The following is a 21999-nucleotide window of genomic DNA, read 5'->3' as shown; positions in this document are numbered from 1 at the left end:
CACAGAATATATTTTCTAGAAAATAGAAGCTGCATAGACAGGGCATGGGCCGTACCTCATAGTGAGTGGCTGCAAGAGGTGTCTCCACCTAAAGGTTCGGCAACGGGATCGCACTATGGCTCATAGAAGTCTCCTTCCTGATCGGCACCGCCAGCTTGATTTTTTTGTGTGCGACATCATCGATACTGCGCCCAAGGACGATCTGGGCAGTATGGAGCATCCGCTTTTTACGCTGGCGAAAAACCCTGATACGCGCATTCGGCTGTACGAGCACAACGGGAATACGGTTAAGATTGTGCCGAGCGTGCTTGGGCTTGCGACAATCTTTGACAAAGACATCCTGATCTATTGCGTGAGCCAGCTTACGGAGGCTATCAACCGTAAGCGTGACGTGAGTAGAACGGTACGCCTCACAGCCTATGATTTTTTGGTCGCTACTAACCGCGATACCGGGGGACGAAGCTACCAGCTCCTGGAACAGGCCTTCCAGCGGCTTACGGGGACGAAGATTTTCACCAATATTGTGGTGGGTGGCCGCCGGTTCCGTGAGGGGTTTGGGTTAATTGAGAGTTACCGGATTATCGAGAAGAGTCCTAATCATGCTCGTATGGTGGCAGTTGAGGTGACTCTTTCAGAGTGGCTTTTTCAGGCAGTGTGCTCGCAAGAGGTGCTTACCCTGCACCGCGATTACTTCCGCCTGGGGAAAGGCTTAGAGAGGCGGTTGTATGAGCTTGCCCGCAAGCACTGCGGCAGCCAGCCACAGTGGAAGGTAGGACTCGCTCTTCTACACAAGAAATCTGGTTCTAGCTCCTCTCTCAAAGAGTTTCGGCGCATGGCGAGGAATATCTGTGAGGCCGACCATCTACCCGGTTATCTTCTTAGCTTTGATGAGCCATCCGATTCGGTACTGTTTCAATGTAGAAGTGAGCGAGCGCAGGCAAGAGCTGCTATCAGACAGTTCCTCGACCTATAAGTAGGAAGGTAATAAGGGCAGTAAAACATAGTTTCTATTTTCTAGGAAATTTATTCTATAAACTAGAAAGTAATCAAAAGCCTCTGGGGTTGGGGCTCCCAGCTTACTGTGAGGTGCGGAAATCCTCCTACAGCAATGAACTACACAAACTATTTTATAGAAAATAGTTTGTATTATCTAGGTGAAAAGTTGGCTTTGGGCTTTATGTAGATGTGCTGCTCCCCTCGTTGTGGTGCAAGGAGCTGGCCCATCGGCAGGATCCTTTGGGCTGTGAATATCCTGTTGGTATCATGTGAACAACCTGTGGATTGTATCGGTATTTCACCCACCAACAAGCGCTCAAGCTTCGGTACTTCACCCACCGGAGGCGGTGGCGACTTCGGTATTTCACCCACCGAGAGTAATTTTTCTCAAAGTGATTACAGGTAGTTAGAGGTGATTTTGGATCCCTTAACTTCGCGCGCGCGTTTCTTTTAACTTATAAAACCTTTTAACTTCTTAGCTGGCTCCCCCTGAAGGCAAGGAATGCTCTCTTAGGCACGAAGGTGTGTCTGAATCACAGAAAGGCAGGCTTTTAAGGCGCTTAGTCGGTCTGTAGGGTTCAGCCAGGTCTGCAAGATAATATATTTTCTAGAAAATAGACTTTGGGAGAAACCCGATTGGGAGTAGCGGGGGCAAAAGCAACGCTTTAGATTTTGAACCTGGATTTCAGGAGAACCCCAACTGTACCCAATTGGACCAATTTGGGCTTTCTCAGAGGCGGGATTCTTCGGATCGGTATGGCCAACAGAATTCTTAGCCTCTAGAAGGCTCTGTGGTCGTCGATTTCCCCTGGGCCTAGGGGGAGAATAGGGGCAAAGGCTGGAAGCGATTCTAGTGGCATTTGCGGGCTCAGCACCCACTGGACCTTTTTGGACGCGAGACGAAGTTCTAATGGGTCAGAGAGGAAACAGGTATCCCAACTAGCTATTTTCTAGAAAATAGTTTCTATGAATTAAAAGAGGCTTAAGCTTTGACTCAATAGCCGCTCGCTTAAAGCCCTATGGCGAAAATTAAATATTTTCTAGAAAATAGGAAATATTTAAAATTATGTTTTATCAGGGTGATCGATGCATTACCCAAAGCGAGACTTCCTTCGGCGCGGTCTATTACCCGTAGGAGGAGGTGGTGGAAAGACTTTACTTGCTTCTATCGTTAGCAGGGGAAGGCCTGCGGCCTTTCGTTTTAGGTTGATGGCTTGAAAGAGCTTGAGTTTCTGCCGCACTACCCCTGGGAAGCGGTAGAAGGGGAGAGATGATAGCGCTTTCTCAAGAGGTTCTTTGCCTATAAGTGAGAGGTTGTGTAGCTGTGCCTCAGTTACTTGCCAGACCTTGCGCTCGACTTCTACAACGACTGTGCCCCGGGCGAGCCCGACTGAGTAGCCGCCGAAGTGAAGCGGAGATTCCCTAATATCCCGCATTGTTATGCGGCCGAGTGCGTCCTGATAGCCATCTGTTGCGAGCAGAACGAACGTGTGGCCGAAACGCAGGTACTGGACAGATGCGATGCCCTTTTTCCGGCTGCGCATCCGGGTCGTGCGGCATGAGGTGACCCCGTACGTAGCTTTCATCTTGGCGTCGACAGCCAGCATGTCTTTCCCATGAGGAATGGTCCTTACCGCGTATCTGAACCAGCCGTGGCGAACGTAGTCGATAGCGATGCGCCGGAGAAAATCACCGAGAGTACGTGCTTCCATACAGAGTAGAGAGAGCCTCGTAAAATAGGCATCACCGAGAAGGTTGATTGATAGGCTCAACCAACCAAAAAGCCGTTATAGAACCTGTGGATGCCTACCCTTCAACGAACGAACTAATGAACAAACGATAGCCACACGCAGACCAGACAGGGCCTGCGGGAACGCGTCCGTCCATACGTCCGTATGTCGGGTGGACAAAGACTCGAACCTTTGGGTGCGTCGAGCCGTCCGGATCCACTTTCCTATAAGCAGTAACAAACCGCGTCTTTTCAATCAGTTAGAAAAACTAAAAGACAAGGTTTGTTTCCGTTTTGCTTTGAAAAACAACAGTTGTTTGAACTGTCTTGGTTGCTAGCTAGTGAGCTGTCTTTTCGAGTTTCCGTTTTGCCATATGCCTTCCCTTGCAATAAGCAGACAATTGTTGTTAATGGCCGTGCTGGTTTACCAGGCACCCGTGTTTCAGAGTGCCTGGTAAGCCCAGAAGCGGCGAGATGAACTACCGATCGTGTGAGACCCCTCAGCGCTTTCGTAGTCTGTTCAAAAGATGCGGCTACCACCCCGCATCCAGAATGCCATTGGGAGCAGCCTACTCCCCCGCTGACACGCCCCACTCGACGTCGAGTGGGACCACCTACTTGCGCCACGCTCCCAGACTTTGAGGTTTGACCGTTGGCCTAGCGTTTGGCCAACCTTTGCGGGAACCACCCGCCAGCCTCGAAGTCCTTCCCCAGTTCGTGTCAGTCGTTCCACGTGAGATCCTGTCGCTAGCGGATTACTATCCGCAGTGGTAATCGTGCTGGTGGCTTACCCACTCACCTTGCAGTTTTCGGGGGCAGAAAGCGGAAAGCTCCCCCTTACAAGCACGCACCGTTTTTGCAGTTCGGCATCAGCTTCTCACGCAGTTACCAGGAAGGGCATGGTTCATTTGTGTGAACTTGGTGCCCCTTTCACCGTTGAGCTTTTTAGCGGCTCTGATTTCCAGAGTCCCCGAAGTTACCATCCTCCGGTGGGCCACATTACTGTGCCCAGCCTCCCGGCCCTGGGATACGTTACGCGCCATTACAGCTCGTCCCATACCACGGATTAGTCGGGGTTTAACCCGACGCACATCGGTGGCCCGATGTGGATTTCACCGCTTCGACTGCTATTCCCTACGACTCACTTTTACCCCCGAAGAGGATTGGAGCCTTCAGGTTGCCACGACCTTACGCACAAGCGACGACTACGCTGCCGCTCTGACGCAAGGCATTCCCTGGTCGCCAACCTTCAAGAAAACAACTGAAGGGAGAATTCCTCCCGCTAAAACAACACCGAGTCGAATGGAAGGGTTACTCCTTACTCCGGAAGACGCTGCTTCCATCAAGTAAGGGATTAGTCTCCCAAGCCCTCGTTACGCACAGGCAAGCCCCTCTCGAGGCACCTGGCGCGAAGGTGCAGTGGGTTGTGGGTGGGTTAGTCCCACGCCCTTAGCCTTGGCTTGGTAATATTGTTGCCAAGGTTTACCGGGCTCCACCGTCACACGATCTGGTAGCTGAACTCGTTGCTCTGTTTAAGCGAACTGGTAGACACAGCCTCTGGCGAGGAACGGTACTCCATGGGGTTAAGGATTTACAGGAAAAAGTGACGAGATAATAGATAGTTGCAGACCGGGGGAGTATGGGCTCAGAAGGCCTGTGTCGCTCAACAGTAGCGACGAGAGGGAGAGAGAAAGGCGGGGACACACCCGCGAAGAAAAAAAAGACAGCTCACGGGTATGTCCCCATGAACCGTAAAAAAACCAACCGGGGGAGACCTTAGCACGGAAGATTAGGCGAGAGGAAGAAAAATAGTGAGCGCGATCAGTGGGATAAGGTTTGATTTAGGTGGTAAAGGTGCGTTCTTTGATGAACGTACTGGGCGGGGGCCAAGGCGGCTTCGGGTTTAGAGTGTTCCACGCACTTTTGGAGGACGCGATCGCACGACGATTTTTGGAGTCGCGTTGGGGCTGCTAAGTCTTTGAAATAAAAGCTTTCCTGCATACTTCTGGGTCTTCCTTAAGGAGGCTTTTCGGGGTGACATACCTGTGGAACACCCGTAGACTTTGCCGCAATAAACATTAGCTGGCTACCGATTCTTTGGTGAAGGTATGGATTCTGGCTTACGCGAAACGGCGCGTGCACTTCATTCGACAGGAGTAACAACCCCGGAAATCTGCCAGCGCCTGGGACTTGGACTTGATGCAGTGATGGCGCTGCTCCTCCCGGTACCGCCACCGACGGATAGACGAAAGGACGGGCCTCAGGGGGTAAAGCGCCCCGTCGGTCGCCCTCCCTGGAGCATAGAGAAAGAGGATGGGGTGCGGCTGCTTGGTCGGCTCGTGGGCCATGGTAGTAGTGGTAGCAGCACTCCTTCCATCTGGACTCTTCCCCAGTTGGTCACCGAACTTAGAGAGGTGCTGCCGGCTTATCCCCCTTCGGTAGATACGGTGCGGCGGGTGTTTTATCGGTTGGGACTTACTTTTGAGGCGCAGGTGGAGGAACTCTGTTCCACAGGGCGATTGTTTCCTCGGTGTCGAAAGGGTCGGTGTCGGGAGCTCTTGTACCTGGTGACCCACCGAACGACCTGTCAGCTTGGGCTTGTCTCGCTGCTGCCCCCAGCGACAGTGGTGGTTGGCCTAACGCCTGGAAATCGGGTGGCGCTTGCAGTACGGATGCAGAGTCGGGTATCGCCCAAATTTATCCGAGAATTTTTGGCTGGTCTCTCGGCCCTTCATCCGAACCGGCGGATGGTTGGGATTTTGGTTTGAGGGGTGGTGTTTGCAATTCGCGATTCGCGAATTGCAAATCGTCGGTAGTTAGGGTATTCCTACATCGATGGCTTCTAAATCGGTACCCTTAAAACCCCAAGACGTTTTGCTGCTTTTAAAGCTCTTGGCTTGTCCGGAAGAGCAGTGTCGCATTATTGACCTTGCCCACGGAATTCAGGTGAGTGCCTCTGAGGTTTCTCATGGGTTATCGCGGTTGCAGTCCTCCCGGCTTATCGCGGCTGAGACGCGAAAGCCTCTCGTGCTCAACGCCATTGAATTTTTGGTTCATGGGCTCAAGTATGCTTTTCCCCCTCAGGTAGAAGCTGCGACTCGTGGGATCCCGACCGCCCACTCAGCTCCACCTCTTGTTGCATTGCTCACTATGACTACAGCGGGTGATCACTATGTGTGGGCTCACGAGAGTGGGTCCATTAGGGGACATGCCTTACGGCCTCTTTACCCAAGCGTTCCTTCAGCAGCGCTTAGATGCTCAAAGCTCTATGAGCTACTGGCCCTTTGTGACGCGATTCGGATTGGGAGGGTGCGGGAGCGAAAGCTAGCAGAGCAGGAACTTAGATCGAGAATCCTTCGGGAACTGGCGGTGTGATGGGTGATAGCGGCGCAATTGCAATGTTAGAAGAAGCATCCAGTGTGTTGGAGCCTCTCCTCAATCAGATCGCTTTTGTTGGTGGTGCAGTTGCAGCTCTTTACGTTGATGCAACTGCTGCCATCCCTCTACGGCCCACTGAGGATGTTGATTGTGTTGTTGAGATCACTTCACTAGATCAGTATGCCGAGCTAGAGGAGGAGCTTCGGGGGTTGGGTCTGAGGCAGGATCACACGTCACCTTGCATCTGTCGTTGGCAAATTGGTGACTTGAAGATAGATGTGATGCCCACAAGTGGTCTGATACTTGGATTTATTCATCAGTGGTATGTGCAAGGGCTTCGTCTTAAAGAAGAGCGAGTTCTTCCGAGCGGTCGGAGTATTTTTGTTTTCCCTATCGCATGTTTTCTCGCGACCAAGTTTGCAGCCCTCAGGGATCGCGGAGGAAGCGATTGGCGTACCGCTCACGATCTTGAAGACATTCTCTTGGTGATCGAGGGATGTGTTGACCTACTCTCTAAGGTTGCCGTAGCTCCTGTCACGGTAAGGTCGTTCCTGGGGGAGCAGGCGAGAAGACTTATTGCAGATTTGGATTTTGAAGAGTTACTTATTTCTCATCTTGGTTGGGAAGGTAGTTCAGCTATTGGCAGGGTGAAAAGACTCCTTCTTGAGGTAGCGCAGCTTCGCTGACAACCAAAGATAACCCTCGTTCGACTGACCGACCGACCGAGGGGTGATCTAGACCGCCTCTCCACTCTTATCCAAATCGGCGGGTAGTGACGTTTCTTGCACACAGGGTTAGACAACTCACTTTTTTCTTGAACCACCACTACACATTTCGTTATTTTCACTGCGCACCATATCGACACGGGTAGAAGTCGGCTTGTAGCTCCTTGGGCCAGGAGACCATGCAGGGTAGATAGCCCCACGGTTTTTTCCTATTGAGGGTTTTTTATCTTCCGCATGGGCCTGCGGTATTAGCAGGAATGTCCTTTGCGTGTAGAGAGGGTTTTAGCCGATGGCGAATCCACCATATTCGCTGACTGAAGACGAGCTTTCGCAGTTTACCGGTACATCACAGTACTACCAGCACCCGTTAGGCGTGCTGTACACCGATGGTGTGCAGTACATGGCGGAGCGAGGCGGTGGGTACTGGATTATCGATGTGATTGCTGCGTGGCAGTTGCATCCGCAAGTGGCTCTCGATCCTATGCTCCAGCAGATCCAATTCTGGAAGCTCATCGTTCACGATGATGGTTCAGCTACCATGTTCTGTGAGCGGGATACTGACGATGTCGCAGTCTCCCAACGGATTCCACTTACGGATTTTCCGCTCAAACAACTTCGGCTCTACTTTCAGAATGGGGTAGTGCTACTCCCTTCTGAGTATTGAGCCAGTGAGAGAGCCGTCTTTGTCATGCAGGTGGTAGGAGTGTGAAGGTTTTTCGCTGCTCCCCTGCATGATCCCCTGGTCTAGTGCTCTGTTTTCTAGCAAACGCCCCTATGGCTCTGGCACTAGGCGCAACTGCGCCCCTATGAATCGGAGCACCACTGCTGTTCGCAGCCCTCTTTGCCTAGATTGTAATTATGTTAGCGAGTGCGATCGCCATCATCGCAGGACTTTGGTATATCCTCAGGAACCTGTATCTAGCGCGATCCACCTAATGCGGCCTCTGGCTATTTACCTAGGGGCTTTTTGCTGGCACACTCGCTCCGCTTACTACTGCTCTATCTAAAGTTTCATGAGGTGCGCTGCCTCAACAACTCATTCCAATATTCAGCAACGCTCGCTCTCGCTCCCACAGTAGGATTTCATATTAGGTTGAAGTTTTAATTGAGGGAATTATAGACATAAATATCTGGATAGCGGTGTTGCAGTTCATCCCAGGGTAGCAGCAGGCTATCTTCAATGTCAGCTCGAACATCTGGGCTCACTGCACCCTCAATTTGCATTAGTTTAACGAGGAAGTGATTGGCATCGTAGTAGCGTTGCAGTTGTTGTTTCTGTTGCTGATTAAACTGCCAGTCATGCCCTATGTTGCGGTGCTCAATCATTGCCTGCCGCAGGTCCTCCAGCCACTGTCGACCCTCTGCTTGCCACCATTGCTGAAAGTGCTGCCAATTTTTTGATAAAGGTAATCTAGTTTTCAACTGCTCCAGTTTGACTGCAAGTTTATCGTCAAGGACACGGGCGCGATCGAGGGCGCGGTCAAGAGTAAAGGCGCGGTCGAGGGCGCGGACGCGGGCGTGGTCGAGTCCGGGGTCGAGTCCGGGGTCGAGGTCGTCGAGGAGGTCGTCGAGGTCGAAGTCGAGGGCGCGGTCGAAGTCGAAGTCGAGGTCGCGGGCGAGGTCGAAGTTGAGGTCGAAGTCGAGGGCGCGGGCGAGAGCGAGGTCGAGGGCGAGAGCGAGGTCGAGGTCGAGGTCGCGGGCGAGGTCGAGGTCGAGGTCGCGGGCGCGGTCGCGACCGAAGGCAAAATAGAAGGCCCGAAGGGCGGCAGGTTTATCGTTTGTTCGGATCGAGCCTGCTTTCTGCAAAACCCAGTTTAAAAATCGATTCAAAGTTAGTTCACCTGCGATTGACCGATCGATGGATTGTTTAATCAGGCGCAATAAGCGATCGGCAGGCTGCTGTGATTTCACTAATTGCTCGACAACCTGCTGCCATTGCGAGTCTGCAATCTTCTCGGCCAGTTGTGCTGGGGACAGTTGAGTCAGCCATTGAACGGTAAAATGTTCCTGAAACGTGAGGTGGGAAAAAGACCACAATTCGTCTGCCCGTTCGATTAGCAACCCGTGCTGAGCTTCCATTGCTTTCAGGACTGCAACACCTTCTTTGTGGCTAGCGAGGTGGAGAAATTGGGCAACCTGAGTGCCAATCTCTGCTTGTTCAAATAAAACAAAGTTCTTTGGGTTCTCAAATTTGCGGGCGGCAATCTCAAGCAGTAGTGATTCTTTTTGCTCCACACTTAATTTTCGGTAGGTGTCACTACCTACCTCCCACCCTTCGATTGCCTTGGTATCATTCCATTTCTCTAGCAGTAACCGAATCCCTCTTTTGTAAAGATCAGTCATTCGTGGGGGCATTTCTCCTTCGTCGTGGAGGACTAAACACATCAGACTCAACAACACCGGAGTCACTGTCAGCTCCCTCAGTGCCGGATTCTTTTCTACGGCATTGTTGAGCCTCTCCCACTGCTGCAACACTTCTGCATCCGATTCTCCGCTTGCCTGAAACCAGTTCTGGACAAACTGCTGCACTTGTTCTGAACTGAAGTCTGCTACTTCCACTGAGGTGAGCCAATCCGGAATCGATGCAATAATCTGGGTGCGACAGGTCAAAATCCATCGATTATTGGCATACTGATTTGCCATCTCTAGAAATTGATTCTGGGCCTTGCGTCGCAGTTCACTCGTTGGCACTTCGTCCAATCCATCCATCAGCACCAGGAGTTTGTCTTGCTTCAGCAACTCTTCAGTTTGCTCTGAAGTTTCCAGTCCCAATTCCTGGCGAATCGCGTTCAGTAACTTCCATTCCCCATCCCGAATGCGACGAAGTTCGATGAAGACCGCAATCAGATCTGGCTGAAACTGTTCCTTACACCAGTCCACTGCCAAGTGTTTGAGAAAGGTTGTTTTTCCTGCACCGGGTTTACCCAGAATCAGAAGTTTTGCATTAGTATTGGCAACCTCAAAACTCGGATTGCGTTTGATGCGATCGCCTAACCCCAGCCGATCGTTCCGCAAATCAAAGGTTTGCAGCAGCTTATCTTGAGACACCTGAAAGGTACGAGGCGAGCGATTCAGCAACCAGACATCGACATAAAGCTGATCAACTCCAATCTCCTCCCCACTCAGCAATCTCATCCGACTGTGAAGGTTAAAGATTTTTTGACGGCAATGTTCTCGAATGTGCTGGAGTGTAGCAGTCTCCTTTTCGGATTGGGAAGCGTTAGCAAAGCTCTCCGCAGGAATCGCCTGAACCGTAGAAACTTCTTGCCAATTCAGCCGCAAAGCTAAACAGATCTTACGGAACTTCGCTTCACGCACAGGCTTTTGATTGAAAAAAGCGGTGATGGTGGTGCGGGACATCTTAACGTGCTCTGTCAGCTTCGATTTATTGCCCTCGAAATATAGATTCAATGCATCGTTCGCTTGTGTCCAATTTGTCAAAGCCAACTTGCGCGATCGCTCCATCCATCCCACTGCTCCGCTATTCCAGCCTGGTCATCATTCTATCCACATGGACACATCTGGACACTCGTGAACAACTCTGAACACTGGCTGAACAAGTGCTGAACAGCCTGTTCCATAGGGCTTTGACAGACTGAGAGTAAGTTGACCAGGTAACCAAACAATGAAAAGAACACTACTTACTCTTGCTACAGTTATCACCACCAGCGCCACTGGCATCAGCCTCTACATCGGTACCCTGCCTAACCCCACCGATGTTCAAAAACAGCTGAGTAACACGACGAACACGATCGCGATCGCTGGGGCAACAGCGCTTTTTGGGTTGCTTGACGATAATGATGAAGGCAACAGCACGAATCCTTAATTTCTGATGTCTCAGGTTTACCAGCGAGGGTTAGCAATTATCTGAGATAAATGTGGGCCGAGATAGCAAACGTCTCTTAGCTAATAGGTCGATTTGTAATGCTGCCCCTAGTGCAAAACTGGGGGGTTCTTCACCCGAATTTTGAAAAGGCACTTAACCAACGTGTTAAAGCAGTATGAGCGCGGTCCTGATGAACTCTCGTTAGGCCCACCAGATTATGATCTCAAAGCTTTGCCAAAAGTCGCTTTGTAGCCGTCGACCTCAGGTTTCGCTCTATTTCTCTATTCTGCTTCAACCATTCGTCTGAGGAGCCGTTCTCTGGTCACCATTTGAAGTCGAAAGACCCGTATGGTGTTTGAGTCAAGCGAGTTCCAGATAGGAAGTAAGAAGCCATAGATGAGAAAGAACTGCATTAATGGGAAGAAAGAGTAGGGCGTGCCCCCTGACTGCTGTCAGGGGACCGGGCTCTTCCAGGGCTTCGCGTCGTCGAGACGACGCTCGGTCCTAGCGGACGCCGCCAAGGCGGCCCCTTCCGATCCCTCACGCGAGGAGAAGTTCTTTGGAGCGTTGCTCCGGGTAACGTGAGCAGCAGCGGAGCCTTTTACCTGGCAAGAATGCACTGCCCGCAAAAACCTTCGAGATCTTTGTTTTTGTGGGAATAAAGTGCTGCTTTGGGACTGCTGTGGTCGCTTTCCACTGCTGTTCTTTGTGTGGACGCTTCCTTTAGGAAAGGGGCCTCTACGGCGGCCCCTCTCGTCAAGGGACTTCACTAGACAATTTTGGCTCCCCCCACCTGTCGCTTCGCTCCATGCGGGTACCCCCCAAAATTCTCTAGTGAAGCTTCCCCTTGACGATTCACCCAGCCTTAAAAAATCCAGCTGTTAAGGAAAGTGTGCGCGGCACACTTTCCGAAAACGAGTTTCGGAAGTGAGCCCAAAGAAAGAAACGAGGCCATCCACAAGCGCACAACCGACTATGGATGGCCCCAAAAAAAGGCATTGCTATGACTGCTGACTATACCGAGGGTTCGCTTCGAGAGGAAGACCTTCGCCAGTTCAGATGCACTGAACAGTACTGGAAAACGGGAATGCCGTGGCATCCGTTTGTCTACACCGACGGAGTGCGCCACGTGGTGCACCGTGGCCAGGCTCTCTGGATGCTCACCGTGATTGGTTCTTGGCAAACGGATCCGAAGGTGAAGAAGAATAAGAGGCTTCAGGATATGCAGTTCTGGACGTTTGAGAAGGATAAGCACGGTTCTGGTGCGGTGATGCGATGTGAGCGCGATGAAAATGATGTAGTCGTTGAACAAACAATCGGCTACACAGACTTTCCGCTTTCACAGATGCGCTTTTACTTAGCCCATATGTGGTGCCACTGGGAGGCCCGCTCAAAGAAGAATGGCGACGAGGACTTGGGTTTCTTAAGGCCAAGCACCGGAGTTCTTCTGTTACCGAGCGAGTACTAAAGTTGTGAATGATTAAGTGGCGAGGCTCCCTCTATGCGGGGGCCTCGCCTTGATTGAACAGATGGTTCCTTGTTTATCGGAGGAGTCTATCTACACAGGGTCGAATATGAATATGACTAGAAAGCCGTTTGTATATATTGAAACAAGTGTTGTGAGCTATTTGGCGAGCAAGGGTAGTCGGGATTTAGTTATAGCCGCTCATCAAGAAATTACGTCTGAGTGGTGGACGCTTCAGAGAGCCCATTACCGATTATTTGTTTCGGAATTGGTGTACCAGGAGGCGAATATAGGTGATGACGAAGCCCGGAATCGGAGAATTTCGTTGATTGCTCAAATTGAATCTCTCACTATTGATGCAAGAGCAGCGGATCTTGCAAAACAATTGGTGGAACGACGTATAGTCCCTCAAAAAGCCGCCGAGGATGCTGTTCATATTGCGCTTGCTGCCGTTAATGGGATTGATTTTTTGCTTACGTGGAACTGTAAACATATCGCAAATGCATTGATGGAACGAGCTATTCGTAAGGTATGCGGTGATGCAGGGTATTTAATGCCCTCAATATGTACACCTTTAGAGTTGATGGATTGGTGGGATTATGTCGAAGGAACAAGTTAATCAAAGGGAAGACTCAATAATCGCTGAGGTACGCGAAGCGCGTGACGTGCACGCGCAAAAATTTAACTACGATGTCGATGCTATTGTGGCTGATTTGATAGAGCAGCAGGAAAGGCGTGCGGCGGAAGGTGGTTGTAAGCTTGTGTCTTTCCCCGAAGATGATGATGATGATGACACAATACCTTTTGGTGTTACAGGTAAGAAGCCTGATCAATCAGCAACTGAATCGTCGTGAGTTTTTTACCCAGTGAGTACCCTACAGGGTACTCACTGGGTGATTCTGGGTAATTCACCAGTCATTTACCCCAGCTCTCCCCACCGACTTACCAGCGTATTTACCAATTGATAACCACCTTAAGGCCCCATTTATTAGCCAATTAGAGTCCCCACACCAATGCACTAAAGTGCTCTGAGATCGAGCAACTGCCAAGGTGACTTAAAGGCTCCTTTAAAAGTCACTACAACCTTTTAGACATGATTAACTGACATTAGCTCTCAGGGTGTTCTGGATAATCCAAAAAGAACGTTGGATAATGCTCCTCTAAATGGTGGGGATTTTGGGTAAGGAAACTGTGGAGTGTAGTTGCTGCTGCCCATTCCTTCCTGATTCCCTTCATGTAAAGACTGCTTACACCTTCGGGCAGGTTTTGAAATTCAAATATAGGGAGCTTCATCGTAGGAACCCGATTAACTGATGGTAGGAAGAAACTTTTGCCACTGCTTTTCTCTGGATCATAAAGATAAGCACCTAGGCGTGGTAGATCTTCGGTTACCCTTACATTGAATGCTCTATGATAATTTTTATTTCGGGATTCTAAATCCGAGTGGAATTGCTTAAGACGTCGAAGTGCACGAACGACACTGTTTTTACAAGCATTCCTCAATATACTTTCTTCCTCATTCAAAAGGCGCGCTAGGTTAGGAATCTGCTCACTTTCAGGATTTAGAAAAAGGACGTTTATGCTGACCCCTCTATGCAGACATTGCAGAAATTCATCTTCTGTAGGACTAAGACTTATCTCCAAAGAATAATCATAAAGCCAGACTTCTTCCGTTGCTTGTTGCAGTATAGAAACAGCCTGATTGTAATATTCGACCTTGGAGTGAATCTGCACAAAGCCAGACCGAGAGGTTGTTTTCTGTTGGGGTTCAGCTGGTGGAGGAAGTAGTTCTATCGATTGCTTCCACTCAAAATATGACTTTTGGTAAAGAAATTTACAGAGTACTTCGACTGTTGATTGACGGAACCGAACCGAAGTACTTGAAAGGAAACTACGACGAGTTTGATGGCTTATGGCTTTGCAGGTTTTCGCCGTACACACGTCTTCTTGGGTGCAATGTTTAAGTTCGATACATTTCTTTATAAAGGAGGTGTGATTTACGTAACCTGCTCCTGCGAACGTATCGCGGAAGTCCTGCCGAAGCCTTTCACATTCTTCTTCCGATAAAGTGATGACTGGGTCTGCCATAAGATAAGGTGGGAAGCCCAAGTTGGGGCCAAGTTGCGGTGTGCTGTTCACTGTTTCACATTGCAAAATCCTTTGTCCGGGAATCTTTATAGGCTGGCCAGCATAGTTTTTGAAGTCTTTAAGACAACGTGAAGCACAAGTTGAGAATGCGGTCCAAGTTGGTAGCAAACGAAGTGCTTGTACTAGTTTTGCTTCCACACAGCAAAAATATGGTTTATGCTAATTTCATCTCTGAAAGCTAGTTTTAATGTACTAGCCTTCTTAGAGCATAATCTGTCGACTGAGCCGCTGAGTTTTAGTAATCAAGCTTATGAGGACAGCTTCACGGGAAGAGTTTCCTTGGATTGATCAAACGTTCTCTGATTTCAGGAGATGCATTATGCATTCAAAAGCTCGTCTCCCCAGTGCTCATAATTAACTAAACCCACCTGCATGTCGGATTACCCACAACGCGTGGGACCAACGGATAGGTGTCAATGTGCAAGGTTCATCACTTGCCCCTTTAGATTTTCCCCAAGCTCACCCTAGCGTGTGCTGTACATAGCCTGTTTTCCCTTCGACTCGACAGAGTAGAAGGCGAGATTGTGTACGCAGATAAACCAACTAGACCAAACGAAAGTGGAGTATACGGCGAATGCTAGATGCTTTGGTTGTTGCGATACATGATTCGGTTGTCGCCCTGATAGCGGTAGTACTTAGCAGGGTTTCGGTCCCATTATTATTGATAGCTCAACAACAACAACGACAACTCAAGTATGGCCCTCGTGGGCGAATTTATCTTGCCGTTGATAACCCCAATATTTTGGCAGCTGCGCGTGAGAATAGCGTGCATGTTTATTTCGATAAAGTGCTGCGGCAGGCTGGGCAGGGGACTAAGGGTGTTGCAGAAGCTCATTTTTTTACTCAGGCCTTTGGAATTAGTGCGGAGCATGAGCGCTTCCTACAGCAGATTGAATCTGCTGGCTACACCACGATTAAGGCGCTCCCAGGAAGGCCTAAAAACGGTAAGCAGCATCCCGATATTGATTGTTTGCTTATCACTGACATTCTGGCCCACCCAGAGCGCTTTGACACCTGCGTCGTCCTGAGCGGAGATCTCGATTACCTCCACGCCTTTAGGTACCTCCGATCGCTTGGCAAGCGAGTAGAGGTTTGGGGGTTTCCCAACAGCACGTCTCAGGAAATCAAAGACGAAGTAGATGCCTTTGTTGATCTGCGGACACTGCCTGGTGTGTGTAAGCCCCGCCAACAATAGCGCGGAAGCTAGGTAATTCGTTAATGGGGGAGCGTTTTCTCCTACAGTTTCCCCATTTTGTCTGTTCTTGGCCCAAATACAGATAGAAAAAGAAGGATGCAGCTATGACTTCAAGTACAAAAGTCACCTTAGAGGACAAATTCCCACCGAGTAAGTTTCGGTTGGAAGAGCTGTCGCGTAATCGCGAAGGTGGCCGAATCACCTATAAAGCGACCGATATAGCGCTCAAGAACGCCTTCGTCCTAAAGCAATTCCGGTTTGCGAATAGTAGTGACTGGTCAGGTTGGGAGTTTCATCAGCGAGAAATCCGAGCGCTAATGAAGCTTAATCATCCGGCAATCCCTAAGCTGCTTGAGACTCATGAGACGGATGATGGATTTCTCCTTGTTCAAGAGTATGTAAACGCTACCTCGCTTGCAGCGCAGATGCGCCATCGGGTGTTTACCCAAGCCGAGGTGCGTGCGATTACAACGTCGCTGCTGCTTATCCTTCAGTACGTTCATGAGAAGGGCCACCTGTGCCACGGCGATATTCAGCCTGGGAATGTTCTTGTTGACCTGAGTAGCGGTATATCGGTGTACCTAATCGACTTTGGGCTTGCACGCTCAAGCGGTGACTCAGTGGCGGTCACTACGGCGCTCGGGGGCACACCAGGATTTACCGCTCCCGACCAGGTGCTTAATCGCCAGGCAGAAGCTCACGGTGACATTTACGGCATAGCCGTAATTGCAATTTGTCTTTTAACCGGTAAAGACCCTGGTGATATTGCATCGCTTCGAGACCCTCGGACGTTTCGATACAGCTATCGGGAGTCACTGAAAGGGTCAGCAGCAGCAGCACCTCCTGAGTATTTCCTAAAGTGGATTGATAAGTGTGTATCGCCAAATTCCGCTGACCGGTATCAATCGGCTCGGGTTGCCCACGAGGCGCTGAAAGTCAGTGAACAAAGGCATCAGAAAGCTCGCACTTTCCGTTGGTGGCTTGCACCTCCTTTAGGGCTACTGCTAGGCACGATCATTGTCGGAGGGTTTTGGAGATACCAGACCCGAACAATCGATAAGCACATGGCGGAGCTGGCCGAACTAGAGGCTCAAAGCAAGGCGCAGCTGAGTGCAGCCGAAGAGCGAGCTGAGCAGCGTCGTCAAGAAGAGCTAAAACGCCAAGAGGAAGAACGTAAACGCCGAGAAGAAGAAGCCGCTCAGGCGATTCTCGATCAAAGACAGTGGAACGTAGAACAGCTCGTGCAAACCAGATCGTGTAATGGGTGCGACCTCAGAGAGGTCGATTTATCCCGGTTGGATCTTGAGGGGGTTGACCTTCGCAATGCTGACCTATCGAGAGCAAAGCTTGAATCGGTGCGCTTAGTGGGAGCAAATCTCGCGGGGGCAGTGCTTACAGAAGCAAATTTGAGCGATTCGAATATCTCCAATGCCAATTTTTCTGGCGCCTATATGGAAGGAGCCCAGCTCCAGCGGGTTAATGGCTCAGAAGCAGTATTTCAAGGTGCAGTCCTGACCCATACAAACTTTGGTAGCGGCATTCTTCCAGGCAGCACGTTTGTTAGTGCGGACTTATCAAATGCCGATCTCGGTAACGCCGAATTTGAGGGGGCGAACTTTGAGATGGCCAATCTTGATGGAACGTTTACGTTCTTTACCTCGTTCCGAGATGCCCGGATGCCAAACGGCTTTGAACGCTAATTTCTCTCGATGCCCAATAACTATTCCTAGGAAGTGGCACCCATGAATCCGCTACGACAGCTGAGCAACATCATCTCGCTCATCATTTCGCTTTTGGTTATCGGCTGGTTTGGGCTCACCTGCTTTAAGGCAGGATGGCATGCCCATGAGCAACCACTGCTTAGCCCTCTCCTTATGCGCCTGCTTGCAGGTAGCCACGCCGAGGACGCTGAGAAATAGCGAGGACCACTATAAGGCCTCAAATACCACAGTAACCAAGCGATAAGCGCGTGGGGCAAAGAGCGAGTCTGCCAACTAAAACTGGCGCACTCGCAACCAAAGAAACCGTTGCCCCACGAGAACCCATTTATGTAACCCACTTACCGCTGCTAACCGTTATGACTCCCACATCTTCGCTGGATGCGAATCAAAATCCGGACAAGTCACCAGAAAAAATAATAGCCGAAATCCTCACTCTTCAGGTTGAAGAGTTGCAGCACTTAAAGCACGAGGTTCAGGCGCTACGCCAAGACGTCGGGGCGCTTAAGGTAGCGCACTACGTTGCTATGGAACTAATCCTTATCCACGGCAGTGGCCTCTCTCCTGATGAGGCTCATGAGTCTATGGAGGAGCTTTTTGCGGGGGGAGGTGCCGGATGGTAGCCACGGAAATGCTTCTTCATCTAGGTAGTGCGAAAGCTCCGTATTACACCAAGCTAGGTCCTGAGCATTATCTTGGTTTGTCTCCTAACAAGGACGACGACGACGAGATTTCACTTGGTCACTTCGATGGAGAGGGGGCAAAAGTTCTCGGGCTTTTTGGAGAGCCCATACGTGAGAACGATCAACGCTTCGCCGCACTGTTTCAAGGGCTTCATCCAGAGACCTATGATCCAATGCGTAAAGGGCTTACCGAGCGCACGTACGATGGCAAGCCTCGAAAAGCCGTCGTTGCAGATGACATCGTATTTTCCGCTCCACCAGCCGCAACTGCCATGTTTGCTGCTGGAAGCCACGAAACTAGGATAAGGGTCTTAGCTTCTCTTGAGGCTGCGGCAAAAGACACGCGCGCGCATATTGAAAAGAACTATTGCTTCACTCGAACCGGTGCAGGGGGAAGTGTACGCACACAAGCTCTGCCTATATGGGGGTGCTTTACCCATATAGAAGATCGCGCTGGGATGCCACAACTACATGTCCATAACGTTCTTTTTACAAGTGCGGTTCGGCAAGATGGCAAGTATGGAGCACTTGATTTAAGGCCACTTCTTAAGCGAGAGACAATTTTTGAGATAGGGCAGGTATTTCGAGATTCGCTGCGCGGTCATCTTGCAAGGGAGTTTGAGTCGTCGTACCTCCAGTTTCCAAATGTACCTATTAAGAATGGGCGGAGCTTTACGGTTCAGGGATACGGAGGTGAGGAGATTCCCCAAGGGCTTCTTGATAGGTACAGCCCTCGAAGTAAAACGATTCGGGAGGCTCTCCGTAATGTGCCTAATCCAATCTCCAAGGAGGTGCAAGCAGCGGTTCTTAGGACAAGGCCTGAAAAACCCCCTGTAGAGACAGCTGCGCTCCGTCAGCAAGAGTGGCAAACGATCGCAAAGAAGGAGTTTAAATTTGACACAGACTCGTTTTTGGGGCGATCGCGCGATCAGTACATAAAACAGGCTACTGACCAGGCAGTGTTTGCGGTCTTACGGGATCGCGTAAAGGAAAGGCAGCAACTTCAACAGCCGCAACCTTCAACCTTTCCGTCCTGGCAGGCAAAAGCGTCAAAGCAGGCAGCGGCTATCAACCGTCGGGCTGGTGCACTTGCGAAAGACCGTCGAAGGAGTGCTTCGGTACCAAGCGGTAAGGTGGCGTCGGCCCCCAAAAGGGATATTTGGGCTCTTACCCGCTCTCTTGTAAGGCGGCATAGTAGTAACCCCCAGGGAAAGAACCGGCCTCAGTATTCGTTTGAAGGGGCGCTCAGTGATGCGCGCGCAAAGAGCCAGAAGCGAGCACAACGGTTTCGCACCAAGCTTCGCTTTCTCTATTACACCTCTCAGATCGATCACGCGACGTATAAGAAATACACTCGTCCGCCAAAGAAACAGACACGGCTTGCAATTGAGACCAAGTACTGGACTGGGCAAATAAGCCAAAGCCAGCGGCTGTTTCTGCATTCATACAGCGGCCATAGGACTCCACGGTACGGGGTTCCTAAAAGCCGACTCGCAATTAATTTTTCTTACGCGACGGGCCAGATTAGCCGTACTCAGCAGCTAGTTCTTTTGAAGCAGAACCGGCACATCAAGCCAAACTCACCTGAGATTCGTGTCCGTAGAACTTTTCGACATTCCTACGACTAGGGAGGCAACAATAAATGCGTCACTTTTTTAGACTGAAACGTCCTTCGCAAGGCGAGCTTCGTAAGCTTCAAAGCAGAATGTTCAGGTTTGTGAAGAAACTTGGCAAATCTTTCAACTCGCTAGTGATTCAGACAAGTAGGTATTTAAAAGAAGTCATCACCGTCTACATAAGGGTGTTTCAAGGCATTGAGCACGAGATGCTCCGATCAACAGGGGATCTTCTCTCAGCCATCAATCGACCCACAGCAGTGTTACTGGGCATGCTGCTTGGCTATGCCTATGGGCCACATTTCGGTCCTGTTATGGAGGCATGGACCGCAAACCTTCTGCTCCATCCAGTTCCGCTCCATTGGTGGGAAGGGATTCTACAGTGGCTCTGTGCACTTGTATGGGGGGTCTCCGGATGGGTAGCCGCCGAACACTATGAGCGACTCTTAAAGCTTCGAAGGGCTCACTCCGACCTGTATGGCGAATTTTACGAAGTTGCTCGCCCGACAGGGGGATGGCTCACGGATATCTTGTGGGGCTATCTAGCGGGCTTTGTGATCATGACCGGGTCGTTTGTCGCCGGATGCTTATTTTGGCCATTTCTACCGTTTCTTGTCTCTAGGAACTGGTTTGTTGTAGGGCTTTTGCTCTTGCTGCTTGCTAGTGGCTGGCAATTAGTAGCCCTGGGTACAAGGACCGTACTTACTGATGTGTTTAAGCCGCGACGTCTTGAGTACGAGGTGCAGAATCCAGGGGTAATAATCCCACGATTGAAGAAGGCTTTGGATGAGCGACGGAAGAATTCTTCCAAAAAGAATAAACCTGAAGATGATGAGGTAAGAAAAGATGCATGGTGATTTTTTTGCTGAAACGCCGAGCGATGTGGCTCGTCGGATTATTAGGGCAGAAAGACTTGGCGATAGCACTCTTCAACGCCCTACACACCACTATCAAGATGCGTACGAAATGCTTAACGGACCGCCCATATCGTTTGCTGGGCATAAAGTTGGTCTGGATGAGCTTGGTCATGTCGCAGTCGTTGGAGCAAGTGGTGCCGGAAAGAACTTTACGATGGGTCCAACAGCGCGAACGTTGATTGAAGCAGTCCGTGCTGACCCGTCGAGACGACTGCTCATTTTAGAAACGAAGGAGGATTTTTTAAAGGCAGTACGGGCAGGAGGTGTGCTCTATGAGCTTGTGACATTTACCTACAAGGACGGCAAGACTTGGAATATTGCTCGTGACTTTGCCTCTCCCCAGCTTATTGCTCAGCTTGGATATGTGCTTTTCCCTGAAATGGAAGGCAATAATGCGTTTTTCCGCAACGCTGGCCGAGCGCTGTTTGTTGCAAGTGTCATCTCGATCCACCAGGTAACTGAAGGAGTATGGGGCATGGATGACTTAGTGAATGTCGCTCTTGCTGATCCAGTAATTCTTAAAAGGATACTTAGGCAGAGCGAACCGGGCCAGTGGGTACTTAATACGCTCTTTGCAGGTAAGGATGGAGAGGAGCATCTCAATAAGGTTCGAACTGAGGTTATGTCGCGCGTGTGGCTCTATCTTATGACGCCTGCCGCAAAGTACCAACACTCTGAATCAGGCATAAGCCTTGTGGACTTTTGGAAGGGGCATACGGAAGCTTCTATCCTCGTCGTGAAGATTAACCCTGAAAAATACGACGTCGAGCGTCCAATCGCTCAAGCCATTATTTCTCGAAGCTTGGACATCATTATGGCTTCTCCCGAGAGTGACAAAAAAGACAAGATTGTTGTGGCTGACGACTTCAATTTTTACGGTCCTATTCCAAAATTTCGTGAGGCATCAGAGCTTATTCGTGGGCGCGGAGGACTTCTATTTATATTGTTTCAATCCATTGAGGGATTACGAGCTAAGGACTCCTACGATGATCGGGCGGAGGCAGTCCTTGCGAACTTTAGTTGGAAAATTATGCTCCGGGCATCTTCTCCTGAAACAGCTCGGTGGTGTGCGAGTCAGTTTGGCCGTGACGTGGTGCGCGAGACCGATGTAGGAGTCTCGTTTGACAAACGTGGAACTAGTGGAAAGGAAGAAAATCGTCGATCAGTGGAGAACATTGTCCACGAACGAACCTTCCTCAATCTGCCTCTTCCATCAAAGGCGCATGGTATCACTCTCTATCTCAAGACACCGAAGTGGGGAGAAGAGCTAGAAAAGCATCTCCCTTGGGATCAGGTAGTGAAGCGTCATCCGCCCCGCACAAAAAAAGTGATTCTTCGCCCTCTTCCACCAGATCAGGAGTTACCAAGCCTTTGGAGTAATGCCCGAAGCGACTGGCTAATTACTGGTGAGAGGCCGAGTGAAGATGAGCCAAAACCTACTAATCGTCCAAAGAATCAAGGTGTCATGGATAACTTTGAAATCTTTGAGAGCGAACTACGTGGCTGTGTCTATGACGAAGTATTGAATGTCATTAAAGATATGGCCGTTTACCTGGAGATTCCCGACGATAACACAGCTGACTAATTGTGTTGAGTGATTTGC

At 50.1% G+C, this 21999-nt stretch carries 17 protein-coding genes; 14 read left to right on the top strand and 3 right to left on the bottom strand.

Going from position 1 to position 21999, the window contains the following annotated elements; genetic code table 11:
* Positions 1 to 115 precede the first annotated feature (115 nt).
* A complete protein-coding gene (locus H6F59_RS25510; RefSeq protein ID WP_190632214.1) occupies positions 116 to 973 on the top strand; it encodes a replication initiator protein A in 858 nt (285 codons plus the stop codon).
* Positions 974 to 2087: 1114 nt separating this feature from the next.
* Here the strand turns inward: H6F59_RS25510 and H6F59_RS25505 are convergent.
* Positions 2088 to 2708 (bottom strand): hypothetical protein, encoded by a 621-nt coding sequence (locus H6F59_RS25505; protein WP_190707825.1) that lies wholly within the window; start codon positions 2706 to 2708, stop codon positions 2088 to 2090.
* Positions 2709 to 4932: 2224 nt separating this feature from the next.
* On the opposite strand from H6F59_RS25505, the gene H6F59_RS25500 reads away from it, so the two are divergent.
* The 3 genes from H6F59_RS25500 (at position 4933) to H6F59_RS25490 (ending at position 7492) form a co-directional block, all read left to right on the top strand.
* Positions 4933 to 5493 (top strand): hypothetical protein, encoded by a 561-nt coding sequence (locus H6F59_RS25500; protein ID WP_190707820.1) that lies wholly within the window; start codon positions 4933 to 4935, stop codon positions 5491 to 5493.
* A 606-nt stretch (positions 5494 to 6099) separates the two neighbouring features.
* Complete coding sequence (locus H6F59_RS25495; protein ID WP_190707817.1) at positions 6100 to 6789, top strand: hypothetical protein; 690 nt, start codon at positions 6100 to 6102, stop codon at positions 6787 to 6789.
* 328 nt (positions 6790 to 7117) lie between these two features.
* The gene (locus H6F59_RS25490) at positions 7118 to 7492 is read left to right on the top strand and encodes a DUF6876 family protein (RefSeq protein WP_190707814.1); all 375 of its coding nucleotides are present in this window, start codon (positions 7118 to 7120) and stop codon (positions 7490 to 7492) included.
* A 437-nt stretch (positions 7493 to 7929) separates the two neighbouring features.
* On the opposite strand, the gene H6F59_RS25485 is transcribed toward H6F59_RS25490, so the two are convergent.
* Entirely contained in the window at positions 7930 to 10293 is a 2364-nt protein-coding gene (locus tag H6F59_RS25485; protein WP_190707810.1) for an NACHT domain-containing NTPase, read from the bottom strand.
* 160 nt (positions 10294 to 10453) lie between these two features.
* Here H6F59_RS25485 and H6F59_RS25480 point away from each other — a divergent pair, with 160 nt between their 5' ends.
* The 4 genes from H6F59_RS25480 to H6F59_RS25465 all read left to right on the top strand — a co-directional run bounded on the left by H6F59_RS25480 (position 10454) and on the right by H6F59_RS25465 (position 12973).
* Positions 10454 to 10654, top strand: a complete 201-nt coding sequence (locus H6F59_RS25480; RefSeq protein ID WP_190707806.1) for a hypothetical protein — start codon at positions 10454 to 10456, stop codon at positions 10652 to 10654.
* Between the two features lie 1003 nt (positions 10655 to 11657).
* Positions 11658 to 12122 carry a DUF6876 family protein gene (locus H6F59_RS25475; protein ID WP_190707803.1) on the top strand — a complete coding sequence of 155 codons (465 nt, stop codon included), beginning with the start codon at positions 11658 to 11660 and terminating at the stop codon, positions 12120 to 12122.
* A gap of 106 nt (positions 12123 to 12228) precedes the next feature.
* Positions 12229 to 12738: a type II toxin-antitoxin system VapC family toxin gene (locus H6F59_RS25470; protein ID WP_199325984.1), complete on the top strand. Its 510-nt coding sequence runs from the start codon at positions 12229 to 12231 to the stop codon at positions 12736 to 12738.
* Entirely contained in the window at positions 12719 to 12973 is a 255-nt protein-coding gene (locus H6F59_RS25465; protein ID WP_190707800.1) for a hypothetical protein, read from the top strand. The genes H6F59_RS25470 and H6F59_RS25465 overlap by 20 nt, the downstream gene beginning before the upstream one ends.
* A gap of 253 nt (positions 12974 to 13226) precedes the next feature.
* On the opposite strand, the gene H6F59_RS25460 is transcribed toward H6F59_RS25465, so the two are convergent.
* A complete protein-coding gene (locus H6F59_RS25460) occupies positions 13227 to 14405 on the bottom strand; it encodes a DUF5919 domain-containing protein (RefSeq protein ID WP_190707797.1) in 1179 nt (392 codons plus the stop codon).
* 436 nt (positions 14406 to 14841) lie between these two features.
* Between H6F59_RS25460 and H6F59_RS25455 the strand changes: the two genes are divergently transcribed.
* The 6 genes from H6F59_RS25455 (at position 14842) to H6F59_RS25430 (ending at position 21981) form a co-directional block, all read left to right on the top strand.
* Positions 14842 to 15462: an NYN domain-containing protein gene (locus H6F59_RS25455; RefSeq protein WP_190707794.1), complete on the top strand. Its 621-nt coding sequence runs from the start codon at positions 14842 to 14844 to the stop codon at positions 15460 to 15462.
* A gap of 104 nt (positions 15463 to 15566) precedes the next feature.
* Positions 15567 to 17162 carry a serine/threonine-protein kinase gene (locus tag H6F59_RS25450; protein ID WP_190707790.1) on the top strand — a complete coding sequence of 532 codons (1596 nt, stop codon included), beginning with the start codon at positions 15567 to 15569 and terminating at the stop codon, positions 17160 to 17162.
* 377 nt (positions 17163 to 17539) lie between these two features.
* Positions 17540 to 17803 carry a hypothetical protein gene (locus tag H6F59_RS25445; RefSeq protein WP_190707777.1) on the top strand — a complete coding sequence of 88 codons (264 nt, stop codon included), beginning with the start codon at positions 17540 to 17542 and terminating at the stop codon, positions 17801 to 17803.
* Positions 17797 to 19491 (top strand): MobF family relaxase, encoded by a 1695-nt coding sequence (gene mobF, locus H6F59_RS25440; protein ID WP_190707774.1) that lies wholly within the window; start codon positions 17797 to 17799, stop codon positions 19489 to 19491. The genes H6F59_RS25445 and mobF overlap by 7 nt, the downstream gene beginning before the upstream one ends.
* A gap of 14 nt (positions 19492 to 19505) precedes the next feature.
* Positions 19506 to 20336 carry a hypothetical protein gene (locus H6F59_RS25435; RefSeq protein WP_190707769.1) on the top strand — a complete coding sequence of 277 codons (831 nt, stop codon included), beginning with the start codon at positions 19506 to 19508 and terminating at the stop codon, positions 20334 to 20336.
* Positions 20326 to 21981: a type IV secretory system conjugative DNA transfer family protein gene (locus H6F59_RS25430; RefSeq protein ID WP_190707765.1), complete on the top strand. Its 1656-nt coding sequence runs from the start codon at positions 20326 to 20328 to the stop codon at positions 21979 to 21981. Before H6F59_RS25435 ends, H6F59_RS25430 begins: the two co-directional genes overlap by 11 nt.
* The last annotated feature ends 18 nt before the right edge of the window (positions 21982 to 21999 follow it).

The sequence above is a fragment of the Nodosilinea sp. FACHB-141 genome (assembly GCF_014696135.1).
Classification (GTDB): domain Bacteria; phylum Cyanobacteriota; class Cyanobacteriia; order Phormidesmidales; family Phormidesmidaceae; genus Nodosilinea.
Note: the sequence above shows the minus strand (reverse complement) of the source record. Positions and strands in the feature narration are given on the sequence as shown.

Coding starts and splice junctions, on each gene's coding strand:
- H6F59_RS25510 (WP_190632214.1), top strand. CDS start 116: ATGGCTCATAGAAGTCTCCTTCCTGATCGGCACCGCCAGCTTGATTTT.
- H6F59_RS25505 (WP_190707825.1), bottom strand. CDS start 2,708: ATGGAAGCACGTACTCTCGGTGATTTTCTCCGGCGCATCGCTATCGAC.
- H6F59_RS25500 (WP_190707820.1), top strand. CDS start 4,933: ATGGCGCTGCTCCTCCCGGTACCGCCACCGACGGATAGACGAAAGGAC.
- H6F59_RS25495 (WP_190707817.1), top strand. CDS start 6,100: ATGGGTGATAGCGGCGCAATTGCAATGTTAGAAGAAGCATCCAGTGTG.
- H6F59_RS25490 (WP_190707814.1), top strand. CDS start 7,118: ATGGCGAATCCACCATATTCGCTGACTGAAGACGAGCTTTCGCAGTTT.
- H6F59_RS25485 (WP_190707810.1), bottom strand. CDS start 10,293: ATGGAGCGATCGCGCAAGTTGGCTTTGACAAATTGGACACAAGCGAAC.
- H6F59_RS25480 (WP_190707806.1), top strand. CDS start 10,454: ATGAAAAGAACACTACTTACTCTTGCTACAGTTATCACCACCAGCGCC.
- H6F59_RS25475 (WP_190707803.1), top strand. CDS start 11,658: ATGACTGCTGACTATACCGAGGGTTCGCTTCGAGAGGAAGACCTTCGC.
- H6F59_RS25470 (WP_199325984.1), top strand. CDS start 12,229: ATGAATATGACTAGAAAGCCGTTTGTATATATTGAAACAAGTGTTGTG.
- H6F59_RS25465 (WP_190707800.1), top strand. CDS start 12,719: ATGTCGAAGGAACAAGTTAATCAAAGGGAAGACTCAATAATCGCTGAG.
- H6F59_RS25455 (WP_190707794.1), top strand. CDS start 14,842: ATGCTAGATGCTTTGGTTGTTGCGATACATGATTCGGTTGTCGCCCTG.
- H6F59_RS25450 (WP_190707790.1), top strand. CDS start 15,567: ATGACTTCAAGTACAAAAGTCACCTTAGAGGACAAATTCCCACCGAGT.
- H6F59_RS25445 (WP_190707777.1), top strand. CDS start 17,540: ATGACTCCCACATCTTCGCTGGATGCGAATCAAAATCCGGACAAGTCA.
- mobF (WP_190707774.1), top strand. CDS start 17,797: ATGGTAGCCACGGAAATGCTTCTTCATCTAGGTAGTGCGAAAGCTCCG.
- H6F59_RS25435 (WP_190707769.1), top strand. CDS start 19,506: ATGCGTCACTTTTTTAGACTGAAACGTCCTTCGCAAGGCGAGCTTCGT.
- H6F59_RS25430 (WP_190707765.1), top strand. CDS start 20,326: ATGCATGGTGATTTTTTTGCTGAAACGCCGAGCGATGTGGCTCGTCGG.